The organism is Pseudomonas sp. RP-B7, from assembly GCF_059803535.1.
In genome coordinates this window covers 82150-95708 of the sequence record NZ_JAPFHC010000006.1, presented here as the reverse complement: position 1 = coordinate 95708, position 13559 = coordinate 82150, and the positions used below count along the sequence as shown (strand labels likewise).

Genomic DNA, 13559 nt, shown 5'->3' with positions numbered 1-13559 from the left:
GGATTATCCTCGGATCGCCCAGAAGGCCAGGTTCAAGCCCGGGAACTGCCCGGCGATGTGGAAGGCAAAACCACCGGAATTCTGCAGCTGCTGCCAGTGCTCGCTGCCACGGTCCAGCTCGTAATAGGTACTGCCCGCGTGGTACGGCAGTTGACGCGGCGCCACCGGCAGCGGCAGCAGGCCGATGCCCGGCAGTTGCAGGTTGACCATGTCGCGGATGTGCTCCACCGAGCCGACCTTGCTTTGCTGGCCGAAGCGCGCGCGCAGGGTTTCGCCGGGCACATCGGCACGCACCACGAGGATGAAATTGGCGCTGTCGAGCAGGGTCTTGTCGGCCAGCATCGCCACGTGGATGCCGTAGGCTTTCTCGACAATCGGGATCGGCGTGGCTTTGCTGTCGATCAGCATCGACAGCGCTTCACGCAGTGCGGCCATGACCGGGGCGAAGCTCACGGCCAGGTCGTCGTGCTGGTATTGCGGGTATTCCTGGGGGCGACGGCCTGAGGTGGAGAAGGTCGAAAACTCACCGGCCAGGCTCACCAGCTCGCTGAAAAACCGCTCCGGGTGCAGCGGGCTGAGTTGGCTGAAATGCTGGATCAGCGGCTGGGCGCGGTTGACCAGTTGCAGCAGCATGAAGTCGGCAATCTCCGACGCGCCACCGGCGCCCGATGCAACCACGCGCCCGGCCAGGGCTTCACCGCGCTGGTGCAGCAGGCCCAGCAGTTCGCTGCGAAAGGCCGCCAGCGGTTTGCTCGCGGCTACATCGAGAACCGGCGGGATGTAGGTGTCATCGAGGACCAAGGCGCGGTCGGCGCGTTTTTCCTTGATGCGCACCAGGCCGATGGCGGCGTAATCGCTGATGCCGTCCTGCGCGGTCAGCAGGCGCAGGGCGCGGGAGCCCACCGCCACCGGCGCACGGTTTTCGAACGGCGCGTTGTCGTCACGCACTTCGCGCACCTGGCTTACGTAGCGGGCGGCTTCCAGGGCTTCGCCTTCGTCCACGGTGTCGCGGGCACCGGCACGCTTGAGCGGCAAGGCCAGGTACACCAGGCCGTCGCGCAGGTGGTCGTCGATGTTCAGCGGGCTCGGCGCCAGGTCATCCTGGGGGATGTTGAACGGCGTGCCGTCGGGCAACAGGCCGCGTGCCGAGATGATTGCCAGCTTGCCCTGGGCCAGCAGGCCCTGGTCGATCAGCAGTTCGGAAAAGCCCCAGGCCCCTGCAGACAGCGGGCGGCTGCGGGCGTCGATCAGGTTTTCCAGGTAACGGTCATGCTGCTGGAAGTGCTGCGTTCCGATGAACATGCCTTCCGACCAGACCACGCGATTGTTCCAGGACATGGGGGCTCCGATTGCTTTTTATTGGGCAGGGCTGGATGGGGTGACCGCGATGTCGGCGCGCACGGCACGCACATCGAGGCTGATCTGGTATTCGGTGTATTGGCGCGCCGGCACGTTGATCACCGTGCGCCATTGCGCGCGGTCCAACTCGCGGTAACCCACCAGCAGGCCGATCTGGCGCGTGGACGGGTCGAGGTCGCGCTGGATGCTCAATTGCTGGCCGGGCTGCACCACCACTTCGTCCTGGTCCAGCAGGTCGAGGCCGAGGGTGGACTGGGCGCGGTCAGCCAGTGCGAAGTAATCGGAACGGGCGAAGGTAGCGGCGTTTTTCAGTTCGAAGATGCGCACCCGCACCGGGGCGGCCTGGCCGTTGGCGCCGGGGTTGAGGCCTTCGATGGCGTGGAAATGCAGCTCGATGGCGGCCGTGTTTGCCTCATCCTCGACGGGCGCTGCGGGTGCGGCGGCATCTTTGGCACACGCCGTCAGCAGCAGCATCGTGGCGACTGCGAGTAAAAACCTGGGAATCATCCTGCGTCCTCAATGACGTACTTAGCTTTCCGTTAATCCATGTACTGCGATGTTTAGCGACGCTGTCGTGCGCTGTGCTCTTCGTAGGCGCGGCTGAACTCGCGGCCGAACAGGTCCTGGAAATCTTCCTGGGCCTCGCGGGAAATATTGCTGTAGAGCTCGGTGAACTGCTGCCAGTACTGGGCCTGGCGCGAACCGTTGAAAATGCTCGAGAGCCCGCCGGGCTTGCCCATACGCTCTTCCAGCTGCGCCGGCTCAAAGCGCGTGAGCAGGTGTTTGATCGCTGCTTCAACACCAGCCATCACCGCCAGTTGGTGGGCACGCAGGTCGTTGAAACTGTCGCGCACGGCGGCATCCGGTGCCATAAACGCCTGGTTGCCGTGGCGCAGTAGAAGCAGTAACGCTTCGTCGGCGTTCGGCGCGAATTTCAACGGATTGTTTTCGGCAGGCTGGATCATCGTCTGCTGCATGCGGAACTCGCCCTTGAGGCTGGCGCGGGCGCGCAATACGTCGATCAGGCCGTCGACCATCAGGCGGTAGCTGCGGCCGATGTTTTCCATCTGCGCTTCAGCCTGGGCCTTATCGAGGTTCAACTGCTCAAGGCCGGCGCCGCGCAGGAAGGCTTGCAGCAGGTCGGGTTGTGCCGGGTTGGCGACCGGCGCTTCGATCACGGGTGGCGGCTGCACGACTGGCGCAGGCGCTGGTGACGGTGGCGGTGGCGCGGACACGACCGGGGCGGGCGCGTCGCCAAACAGGTCCCAGTCTTCGGGAATCACCGCACCGGATACCACGGGCTTCTCGACGACAACCGGCGTCGGCGGACGGAAATCATGCTGCTCGGACGGCACATGATCGGCGACGGTCGGCGGCGGCACGGCGGTGGGGCTGAGGAAGTCGAACAGGTCCGGCAGGGTGTCCATCGACGAGGCGCCCTGGAACTGCGGCGCGATCACAGGCGCGGGCATCGGCGCAGGCTTGCTCGCCACCGCGCCCATCAGCGCTTCGAAACTGTTCGAGGAATCGCCGACAAACGGCTGACTGTCGACGGCCTGCACATTGAAGTCGATGCGGGCCTGGATCTCGTAATCGCCGATACGGATCAACTCACCATCTTGCAGCGGCTCGCTATTACCTCTGCGCAGACGGATGCCGGCGTTAACCAACTCCACACCATTTGTACTGTTATCGGTTAAATAATAACGACCATCTTTGTATTGAATAACGCAATGCTGGGAAGACACCAGGCGCTCGGGGTCAGGCAATACCCAGTCATTATCCGCGCTGCGGCCAATAGCCATCACGCCCTGATTCATGGACTTTTCGGGGCATTGCCCAGGGGTAATCTTGTGATAACTAGTGATAGTCAAACACAGCGCCATCTTGCCTCCTTGCTGATACTTCGCGCGCGGTCGACTCCCGGGACAGCGGTTCCCGAGAAATCCCCATCAGGTCGTGCAATCGACCATCAAAACCAGCCAATGCCAGCATGATCGCTGATCTTAACTGGGCTCCATGACAAAAATCCTATCCCGGTGCGCCGTTCGACCCATCAGTCGCGCAGGTTGTTAAACACCGCACATCTGTCACAGAGGGCGAATAGCTTACCTTGACAAGGCATAAGTACTACACCAAAAATGCACAACTTCTCGAATACCAGTGATGGCACAGTAGTGGCATCTTGCTTATATGACCGAGAAAACATGCAAAGTTCCCCGCGCAACTAATGCATGAATTGCCCGCCATCTAACGGGCTGATAGGGAGATCGAATTCAGTGGATGTGCCGTTGCTGCTCACCGCCGTTTCCGCGACTTCGCCGTGTGGTGAAGACATGGAATATGACGCAGACTTTCTTCAACTTGAGCGTGCCGCCAAGGGCCAACCCGAGCGCAGCATGGGCGACTCCATCCTGCCCGCTGAACCGCCGGAATGGCGCAGCATCCAGCAGCAAAGCCTGGACTTGCTGCAGCGCAGCAAAGACCTGCGCATCACCCATTTCCTAGTGCAAAGCAGCCTCGCCCTCCAGGGTGTGGCCGGGCTTGCCGAAGCCCTGTCGCTGATCAACGCACTGCTGCGTGACTACTGGGCCGACCTGCACCCGCGCCTGGATGCCGACGACGACAACGACCCCACCGTGCGCATCAACGCCCTCACCGGCCTGACCTGCGACACCAACATTCGCCTGCTGCGCGAAAGCATCCTCACGCGCTCGCGCACCTTCGGCCCGGTGAGCCTTCGCGCAGCGCTCAACGCCAGCGGCCTGCAAAACTTCGCCGATGAAACCCTCGGCACCCAGCAGCTCAACGCCGCCTTCCTCGACAGCGACCCCGAGCACCTGCAAGCCACCCGCGACGCCCTGAGTGCAGCGCGGGCGGCCTGCGAAGCCATCGAGCAGCAGGTCAACGAGCAGGTCGGTTCCGCCCAGGGCGTGGACCTCAGCGCCTTGAAGCAGCCGCTCAAGCAGGCGCTGCAAATACTCAATCAAGCGGTGCCCGGCACCGAAGGCAGCAGCGAGCCCGAGGCCGTCAGTGACGACAGTGCCCCCTCGGTCGAATACGCCGCCCCCGCAGCACCGCGCCCGGTGGGCGACATCGCCAGCCGCGATGACGTGCTGCGCAGCCTCGACAAGATCCTTGCGTACTACACCCGGCACGAGCCTTCGAGCCCGCTGCCGGTGCTGTTGAACCGGGCGAAGAATCTGGTGCACGCCGACTTCGCGGCCATCGTGCGCAATCTGATTCCCGACGGCATGTCCCAATTTGAAAACCTGCGCGGCCCGGACGGCGAGTAAACCGCCCGGCTGTGCAGTAACAACACCGTCGCTCAAGCGACCAGGAGCAGCAACGTGGCGAAGCAAAGTTCTCAGAAATTCATCGCGCGCAACCGCGCGCCTCGAGTGCAGATCGAGTACGACGTCGAGCTCTACGGCGCCGAGAAAAAGGTCCAGCTGCCCTTCGTGATGGGCGTGATGGCCGACCTCGCCGGCAAGCCCGCCGAGCCTCTGGCGCCCGTGGCCGACCGCAAGTTCCTTGAAGTGGACGTCGACAACTTCGACTCGCGCCTCAAGGCCATGCAACCGCGCGTGGCCTTCCACGTGCCGAACGAGCTGACCGGCGAAGGCAACCTGAGCCTGGACATCACCTTCGAAAGCATGGACGACTTCAGCCCGGCCGCCGTGGCCCGCAAGGTCGACTCGCTGAACCAACTGCTCGAAGCCCGCACCCAGCTGGCCAACCTGCTGACCTACATGGACGGCAAGACCGGCGCTGAAGAAATCATCATGAAGGCGATCAAGGACCCGGCACTGCTGCAAGCACTTGCCAGTGCGCCCAAGCCTGCAGGGGACCAGTAATCATGACTGACAATACCGCCCGCGAAGGCTCCCAGATCCTGGGCGCCACCGAAGAAGCCAGCGAGTTCGCGAACCTGCTGCTGCAAGAGTTCAAGCCCAAGACCGAGCGTGCCCGCGAAGCCGTGGAAACCGCCGTGCGTACCCTGGCAGAACAGGCCCTGGCGCAGACTGACCTGGTGTCCAACGACGCGATCAAGTCGATTGAATCGATCATCGCCGCCATCGACGCCAAGCTCACCGCTCAGGTCAACCAGATCATCCACCACCAGGATTTCCAGCAGCTGGAAAGCGCCTGGCGCGGCCTGCACTATCTGGTCAACAACACCGAGAGCGATGAGCAGCTCAAGATCCGCGTGCTCAACATCTCCAAGCCGGACCTGCACAAGACCCTGAAGAAATTCAAGGGCACCGCGTGGGACCAGAGCCCGATCTTCAAGAAGATGTACGAAGAAGAATACGGCCAGTTCGGCGGCGAACCGTACGGCTGCCTGGTGGGCGACTACTACTTCGACCAGTCGCCGCCGGATGTCGAGCTGCTGGGCGAGCTGTCGAAAGTCTGCGCCGCGATGCACTCGCCGTTCATCGCCGCCGCTTCGCCGACCGTGATGGGCATGGGCTCGTGGCAGGAACTGTCGAACCCGCGCGACCTGACCAAGATCTTCACCACCCCGGAATACGCCGGCTGGCGCTCCCTGCGTGAATCGGAAGATGCGCGCTACATCGGCCTGACCATGCCGCGCTTCCTGGCGCGCCTGCCATACGGCGCCAAGACCGACCCGGTGGAAGCTTTCGCCTTCGAAGAAAACACCGACGGCGCCGACAGCTCCAAGTACACCTGGGCCAACGCCGCCTACGCGATGGCGGTGAACATCAACCGTTCGTTCAAGCACTACGGCTGGTGCTCGCGCATCCGTGGCGTGGAATCCGGCGGTGAAGTGGAAAACCTGCCAGCCCACACGTTCCCGACCGATGACGGTGGCGTGGACATGAAGTGCCCGACCGAAATCGCCATCAGCGACCGCCGCGAAGCGGAACTGGCGAAGAACGGTTTCATGCCGCTGCTGCACAAGAAAAACACCGACTTTGCCGCCTTCATCGGCGCGCAATCGTTGCAGAAACCGGCCGAATACGACGACCCGGACGCCACCGCCAACGCCAACCTGGCCGCGCGCCTGCCGTACCTGTTCGCCACGTGCCGCTTCGCCCACTACTTGAAGTGCATCGTGCGCGACAAGATCGGCTCCTTCAAAGAGAAGGACGAGATGCAGCGCTGGTTGCAGGACTGGATCCTGAACTACGTGGACGGTGATCCGGCCCACTCCACCGAAACCACCAAGGCCCAGCACCCGTTGGCCGCCGCCGAAGTGATCGTGGAAGAAGTGGAAGGCAACCCGGGTTACTACAACTCCAAGTTCTATCTGCGCCCGCACTATCAACTGGAAGGGCTGACCGTGTCGTTGCGTCTGGTATCGAAGCTGCCTTCGGCAAAATCCGCCTAAACCATTCGCTCGTCTGTGGGAGGGGCTTGTGTGGGAGCGGGCTTGCTCGCGAAAGCGGTGGGTCAGTCGAACTATCTTTGACTGATACACCGCTTTCGCGAGCAAGCCCGCTCCCACACAAAGCGACTCCCACACAAATCAAATTCAGTGGCTTGGGCCACACAGGGAGAAAACATGGCTGTTGATATTTTCATCAAGATCGGCGACATCAAGGGCGAGTCCATGGACAAGGCCCACAAGGACGAAATCGACGTGCTGAACTGGAGCTGGGGCATGGCCCAGTCCGGCAACATGCACGTTGGCGGTGGCGGCGGCGCGGGCAAGGTGAATATCCAGGACCTGTCGCTGACCAAGTACGTCGACAAGGCTTCGCCGAACCTGATGATGCACTGCGCCAGCGGCAAGCACATCGACAAGGTCAAGCTGACCGTGCGCAAGGCCGGTGGTGAAAGCCAGGTCGAGTACATGGTGATCAACCTGGAAGAAGTGCTGGTCACGTCCCTGAGCACTGGCGGTTCGGGCTCCGATGATCGCCTGACCGAGAACGTCACCCTGAACTTCGCCCAAGTGATGGTCGACTACCAGCCGCAGAAAGCCGACGGCACCAAAGACGGCGGCGCGATCAAGTTTGGCTGGAACATCCGTTCCAACACCAAGCGCTGATAGTTCTGGTGGCCGTGGCTTGCCGCCACGGCCCCAGCATTTTTGTTCCTCTCGCAACCCGTCCGTGGAGCTGCTTTGGTGGTAACTGAAATCGCTTCCCGCGACCGTCTGCAACCGTCCCTGCTGGACAGGTTGACCGACGACGACCCAACCAACCCCAAGGAAAGCGCCGACAAACGCGTGCTGTCCCTGACCCAATTGAAAGCCTCGGTTTTGCGTGACCTGGCGTGGCTGCTCAACACCACGTCGTTGCTCGATGCCGATGCCACGCTGCACACCCCGGCCGGTACGTCGGTGGTCAACTACGGCCTGCCGGCATTGGCTGGCAACAGTGTTTCCGGCGTCGACATCAAGGCTCTGGAAGCCTTGATCTACCAGGCGATCGCCACCTTCGAGCCACGCATTCTGCGCCACACCCTGCGCGTCAAAGCCCGCGTCGGCCACGGCGAGATGAACCACAACGCGCTGAGTTTCGAGATCGAAGGCGACCTGTGGGCGCAGCCGGTGCCGTTGCGCCTGTTGCTGCAAACCGACCTCGACCTGGAATCCGGCCACGTGCGCGTGGTGAATGCCGACCAGCGGAGACGCCCATGAACCCGCGCCTGCTGGAGTTGTACAACCAGGAACTGCACCACGTGCGCGAAAGCGCCGCCGAGTTCGCCAAGGAATACCCAAAGATCGCCAGTCGGCTGACCCTGTCCGGCATGGACTGCGCCGACCCGTACGTCGAACGCTTGCTCGAAGGCTTTGCCTACCTGACTGCCCGCGTGCAGCTCAAGCTCGACGCCGAGTACCCGACCTTCACCCACAACCTGCTGGAAATCGCCTACCCGCACTACCTGGCGCCGACGCCGTCGATGACCGTGGTGCAATTGCAGACCGACCCGGACGAAGGCTCACTGGCCAGCGGCTTCCCGCTGCCCCGCGACACCGTCCTGCGCGCCGCATTGGGCCGCGAAACCCAGACCTGCTGCGAGTACCGCACCGCGCACCCGGTGACGTTGTGGCCGTTGCAGGTGGCCAATGCCGAATACTTCGGCAACCCCGCCGCCGTGCTCGGGCGCCTGGCCGCCAGCGAGCCGAAAGCCAAGGCCGGCCTGCGCCTGACCTTGCGCACCGGCGCCGAATTGCCGTTCAACAGCCTCGACCTCGACACCTTGCCGCTGTACCTCAGTGGCGCCGATGAGCAACCGTTCCGCCTTTACGAGCAACTGCTGGGCAACGCCTGCGCGGTATTTGCGCGCAAGCCCGGCGGCGATTGGGTCGAACGCCTGCCGCAGGACGCGTTGCGCTCCCGGGGCTTTGACGACGCCGACGCCGCCATGCCGGTGGTGGCGCGCGCGTTCCAGGGCTATCGCCTGTTGCAGGAATACTTCGCCCTGCCCCACCGTTTCCTGTTCGTCGAATTCGCCGAGCTGGGCCGTGCGATCAAACGCTGCGACGGCCAGGAGCTGGAGTTGATCGTGCTGTTCGACCGCCACGAGCCGAGCCTGGAAGGCAGCGTCGGCGCGGCGCAGTTCCTGCCGTTCTGCACGCCGGCTATCAACCTGTTTCCCAAGCGCGTGGACCGTATCCACTTGTCCGACCGCGTCAACGAACACCATGTGATCGCCGACCGTACGCGGCCGATGGATTTCGAGATTCACTCGCTCAGCGGCCTGACGGGCCATGGCACCGGGCCGGAACAGCCGTTCTTGCCGTTCTACGCGGTGCGCGACCCGTCGCGTTACGGCCGCGACCAGGCGTATTACACGGTGCGCCGCGAGCCACGGGTGCTGTCCAGCGACCAGCGTCGCAACGGGCCGCGCTCGACCTATGTGGGCAGCGAAACCTTTGTCAGCCTGGTCGACAGCCGCCAAGCGCCGTACGGCCACGACCTGCGCCAACTCGGCGTGACCGCCCTGTGCACCAACCGCGACCTGCCGTTGTTCATGAGCGTGGGCAACGGCAAGACCGACTTCACCCTGGCCGACAGCGCCCCGGTGCTGGCCGTGCGCTGCGTCGCCGGTCCGAGCCGCCCACGGGCCAGCCATGCGCATGACGCCAAGGCCTGGCGCCTGATCAGCCAGCTCTCGCTCAATTACCTTTCCTTAAGCGAACAGGGCCAGGGGGCCGGCGCCTTGCGCGAACTGCTGCGCCTGTACGGCGACAGCAACGACGCCGCGCTGCAATTGCAGATCGAAGGCCTGCGCGAGGTCAGCAGCAAAGCCGTGACCCGACGCCTGCCGATGCCCGGCCCGATTGTGTTTGGCCGTGGCCTGGAGATCACCCTGGAGTTCGACGAAAACGCGTTTCGCGGCACCGGCGTGTTCCTGCTTGGTGCGGTACTGGAACGCTTCCTGGCGCGCTACGTGTCGATCAACAGCTTTACCGAGACGGTGATCCGCACCACGGAGCGCGGCGAGATCATGCGCTGGAAAGCCAAGCCCGGGCGGCGGCCAACCCTGTGAAGACCCTGGATGCGATGCATCAGGAACCCTGGGAATACGATTTTTTCCAGGCGCTGCGGCGTATCGAGTGCGAATCGCCAGAGTTGCCGCGCCTGGGCCATTCCCTGCGCCTGGCGGACGACCCGCTGCGCCTTGGCCAACGGGCCGATTGCACCTTCGCCCCGGCCACCCTGGCCTCGGTCGATCCGGGTGGCGACGGCAAACCGGCGCGCCTGGAGCAGTTCTTCTTTGGCCTTGGCGGCCCCAACGGCCCGCTGCCGCTGCACATCACCGAGTACGTGCGCGAGCGCCAGCGCAACAACGCCGACAGCACCAGCAAACAGTTTCTGGACGTGTTCCACCACCGCCTGCTCAGCCTGTTTTACCGGGCCTGGGCCGAGGCGCGGCCGACGGTCAGTCACGACCGCCCGCACGACGATTACTGGTCCGCCCGCCTCGCCGCCCTGAGCGGTCGCGGCATGCCGAGCCTGCTCGATCAGGGCCTGATCCCCGACACGGCGAAGCTGCATTACAGCGGCCACCTGTCGGCGCAAACCCGCTACCCGGACGGCTTGAAGGCGATCCTCGGCGAGTATTTCGGCCTGCCGGTGACGATCGAAGAGTACGTCGGCCAATGGCTGGAACTGCCCGAACGCAGCCGCGTCGGGGTCAGCGCCAACCGCCTGGGCGTGGATTTTTGCCTGGGCAGCCACGTGTGGGACCGCCAGCATAAATTCCGCATCCGCCTCGGCCCGCTCAGCCTCGACGACTACATGGGCATGCTGCCCGGCCAACAGCCGTTCAACGAGCTGGTGGCATGGGTGGCCGAGTACCTGGGGCATGAATTGGACTGGGACTTGAACCTGGTCCTGCAACAACCCGAAGTCCCGGCGCTGCAACTCAATGGCCGGTTCCGCCTGGGCTTCAACACCTGGCTCGGCAAACCCGAGCAAGACGCCAACGACCTAATCCTGGCCCGGCATTACGCCGATCACGCCACCACCTCAAGGAATCCAGAGCATGGGTGAAATCAGTCGCGCCGCACTGTTCGGCAAACTCAACAGCGTGGCCTACAAGGCCATCGAAGCCGCCACGGTGTTCTGCAAATTACGCGGTAACCCGTATGTGGAACTGGCCCACTGGTTCCACCAGTTGCTGCAACTGCAGGACTCGGACCTGCACCGCATCATCCGCCAATTCAACGTCGAGCCGGCGCGCCTGGCCCGTGAACTCACCGAAGCGCTGGACCGCCTGCCCCGTGGCTCGACGTCGATCACCGACCTGTCGTCCCACGTGGAGGAAGCCGTTGAGCGCGGCTGGGTCTACGGCAGCCTGATGTTCGGCGAAAGCCAGGTGCGCACCGGCTACCTGGTGCTGGGCATCTTGAAGACGCCGAGCCTGCGCCATGCGCTGCTGGGCCTGTCGTCGGAATTCGACAAGATCAAGGCCGAAGCCCTGAGCGAACGTTTTGACGAATACGTCGGCGACTCGCCGGAAAATGCCTTGAGCGCCAGCGACGGTTTCAACGCCGGGGTTCCGGGCGAAGCCAGCGGCGCCATGGCGCCGAGTGCCATGGGCAAGCAGGAAGCCCTCAAGCGCTTCACCGTCGACCTCACCGAACAGGCGCGCAGCGGCAAGCTCGACCCGATCGTGGGTCGTGATGAAGAGATCCGCCAACTGGTGGACATCCTCATGCGCCGCCGCCAGAACAACCCGATCCTCACCGGCGAAGCCGGTGTGGGCAAGACCGCCGTGGTCGAAGGCTTCGCCCTGCGCATCGTCGCCGGTGACGTGCCGCCAGCGCTGAAAGACGTGGAACTGCGCAGCCTCGACGTCGGCCTGTTGCAAGCCGGTGCGAGCATGAAAGGTGAGTTCGAACAGCGCCTGCGCCAAGTCATCGAAGATGTGCAGGCGTCGCCCAAGCCGATCATCCTGTTTATCGACGAAGCCCACACCCTGGTGGGTGCCGGTGGCGCCGCCGGCACGGGTGACGCGGCCAACCTGCTCAAGCCAGCGCTGGCCCGTGGCACCTTGCGCACCGTGGCCGCGACCACCTGGGCCGAGTACAAAAAACACATCGAGAAAGACCCGGCCCTGACCCGTCGCTTCCAGGTGGTGCAAGTTGCCGAACCTTCGGAAGACAAGGCCCTGCTGATGATGCGCGGCGTGGCCTCGACCATGGAGCAGCACCATCAGGTGCAGATCCTCGACGAGGCGTTGGAAGCTTCGGTGAAGCTGTCCCACCGCTACATCCCCGCGCGCCAACTGCCGGACAAATCCGTCAGCCTGCTGGACACCGCCTGCGCCCGCGTCGCCATCAGCCTGCATGCGGTGCCAGCGGAAGTGGACGACAGCCGCCGGCGTATCGAAGCGCTGGAAACCGAGCTGCAGATCATCGCCCGCGAGCATGCCATCGGCATTGCGATTGGCGCGCGCCAGAGCAATACCGAAGCCCTGTTGAGCGCCGAGCGTGAGCGTCTCGCCACCCTGGAAAGCCGCTGGGCCGAAGAAAAGGCCCTGGTGGACGAACTGCTCGCCACCCGCGCGACCCTGCGCGAGACCGTCGGCGCGGTGGACAGCGGCAACGATGCATTGCGCGCTCAACTGGTCGACCTGCAACAGCGCCTCAGCGCCCTGCAAGGCGAAACCCCGCTGATCCTGCCGACCGTGGATTACCAGGCCGTGGCCTCGGTGGTCGCCGACTGGACCGGCATCCCGGTGGGCCGCATGGCACGCAACGAACTGGAGACGGTGCTCAACCTCGACCAGCACCTGAAAAAACGCATCATCGGCCAGGACCATGCCTTGCAGATGATCGCCAAGCGCATCCAGACCTCCCGCGCTGGCCTCGACAACCCGAGCAAGCCGATTGGCGTGTTCATGCTGGCGGGCACCTCCGGCGTGGGCAAGACCGAAACCGCCCTGGCCCTGGCCGAAGCCATGTACGGCGGCGAGCAGAACGTGATCACCATCAACATGAGCGAGTTCCAGGAAGCCCACACGGTGTCGACCCTCAAGGGCGCACCGCCGGGTTACATCGGCTATGGCGAAGGCGGCGTGCTGACCGAAGCCGTGCGGCGCAAGCCCTACAGCGTGGTGCTGCTGGACGAGGTGGAAAAAGCCCACCCGGACGTGCATGAAATCTTCTTCCAGGTGTTCGACAAGGGCGTGATGGAAGACGGCGAAGGCCGCGTGATCGACTTCAAGAACACCCTGATCCTGCTCACCACCAACGCCGGCACCGAGCTGATTTCCCACGTGTGCAAAGACCCGGCGAACCTGCCGGAGCCGGAAGAGATCGCCAAGGCCCTGCGCCAGCCACTGCTGGAGATTTTCCCGCCGGCGCTGCTGGGGCGCCTGGTGACGATTCCGTACTACCCGCTCAGCGACGAGATGCTCAAGGCGATCACCCGCCTGCAACTGGGCCGCATCAAGAAGCGTGTGGAGAGTACGCACAAGGTGGCGTTCGATTACGACGACGCGGTGGTCGATCTGATCGTCTCGCGTTGCACCGAGACTGAAAGCGGCGGGCGCATGATCGATACGATCCTGACCAACAGCCTGCTGCCGGACATGAGCCGTGAATTCCTCACGCGCATGCTCGAAGGCAAGGCGTTGGCGGGTGTGCGGATCAGCAGCCGGGATAACGAATTGCACTACCAGTTCAACGATTGACCTGAAGAAATGCGGGAAAAACTGTGGGAGCGGGCTTGCTCGCGAAAGCGGTGTGTCAGTTGACACAACCGGCGACT

Annotated in this window: 11 protein-coding genes; 8 read left to right on the top strand and 3 right to left on the bottom strand. The window is 63.7% G+C overall.

The window, feature by feature from the left end; translation table 11 throughout:
• Positions 1–3: 3 nt before the first annotated feature.
• From tssK to tagH, 3 genes are read right to left on the bottom strand one after another with little or no spacing between them, the layout of a single operon-like run.
• Positions 4–1338: a type VI secretion system baseplate subunit TssK gene (gene tssK, locus OPU96_RS08200; RefSeq protein ID WP_192298030.1), complete on the bottom strand. Its 1335-nt coding sequence runs from the start codon at positions 1336–1338 to the stop codon at positions 4–6.
• Between the two features lie 18 nt (positions 1339–1356).
• Positions 1357–1866, bottom strand: coding sequence for a type VI secretion system lipoprotein TssJ (gene tssJ, locus OPU96_RS08195; RefSeq protein WP_192298031.1), 510 nt, complete (start codon positions 1864–1866; stop codon positions 1357–1359).
• Between the two features lie 53 nt (positions 1867–1919).
• On the bottom strand, positions 1920–3245 hold the full coding sequence (gene tagH, locus OPU96_RS08190; protein WP_498558951.1) for a type VI secretion system-associated FHA domain protein TagH: 1326 nt from the start codon (positions 3243–3245) through the stop codon (positions 1920–1922).
• Positions 3246–3638: 393 nt separating this feature from the next.
• Here tagH and tssA point away from each other — a divergent pair, with 393 nt between their 5' ends.
• The 8 genes from tssA (at position 3639) to tssH (ending at position 13482) form a co-directional block, all read left to right on the top strand.
• Entirely contained in the window at positions 3639–4655 is a 1017-nt protein-coding gene (gene tssA, locus OPU96_RS08185; protein ID WP_192298033.1) for a type VI secretion system protein TssA, read from the top strand.
• 54 nt (positions 4656–4709) lie between these two features.
• Positions 4710–5216: a type VI secretion system contractile sheath small subunit gene (tssB, locus tag OPU96_RS08180; protein ID WP_010207547.1), complete on the top strand. Its 507-nt coding sequence runs from the start codon at positions 4710–4712 to the stop codon at positions 5214–5216.
• Between the two features lie 2 nt (positions 5217–5218).
• Positions 5219–6715: a type VI secretion system contractile sheath large subunit gene (gene tssC / locus OPU96_RS08175; protein WP_122485224.1), complete on the top strand. Its 1497-nt coding sequence runs from the start codon at positions 5219–5221 to the stop codon at positions 6713–6715.
• Positions 6716–6889: 174 nt separating this feature from the next.
• Entirely contained in the window at positions 6890–7378 is a 489-nt protein-coding gene (locus OPU96_RS08170) for an Hcp family type VI secretion system effector (RefSeq protein ID WP_017735732.1), read from the top strand.
• Between the two features lie 78 nt (positions 7379–7456).
• Positions 7457–7972, top strand: coding sequence for a type VI secretion system baseplate subunit TssE (gene tssE, locus OPU96_RS08165; protein ID WP_192298034.1), 516 nt, complete (start codon positions 7457–7459; stop codon positions 7970–7972).
• The gene (gene tssF / locus OPU96_RS08160) at positions 7969–9828 is read left to right on the top strand and encodes a type VI secretion system baseplate subunit TssF (RefSeq protein WP_463983695.1); all 1860 of its coding nucleotides are present in this window, start codon (positions 7969–7971) and stop codon (positions 9826–9828) included. The genes tssE and tssF overlap by 4 nt, the downstream gene beginning before the upstream one ends.
• The gene (gene tssG, locus OPU96_RS08155) at positions 9792–10835 is read left to right on the top strand and encodes a type VI secretion system baseplate subunit TssG (protein WP_192298246.1); all 1044 of its coding nucleotides are present in this window, start codon (positions 9792–9794) and stop codon (positions 10833–10835) included. Before tssF ends, tssG begins: the two co-directional genes overlap by 37 nt.
• Entirely contained in the window at positions 10828–13482 is a 2655-nt protein-coding gene (gene tssH / locus OPU96_RS08150; RefSeq protein WP_498558950.1) for a type VI secretion system ATPase TssH, read from the top strand. The genes tssG and tssH overlap by 8 nt, the downstream gene beginning before the upstream one ends.
• Positions 13483–13559: the final 77 nt, after the last annotated feature.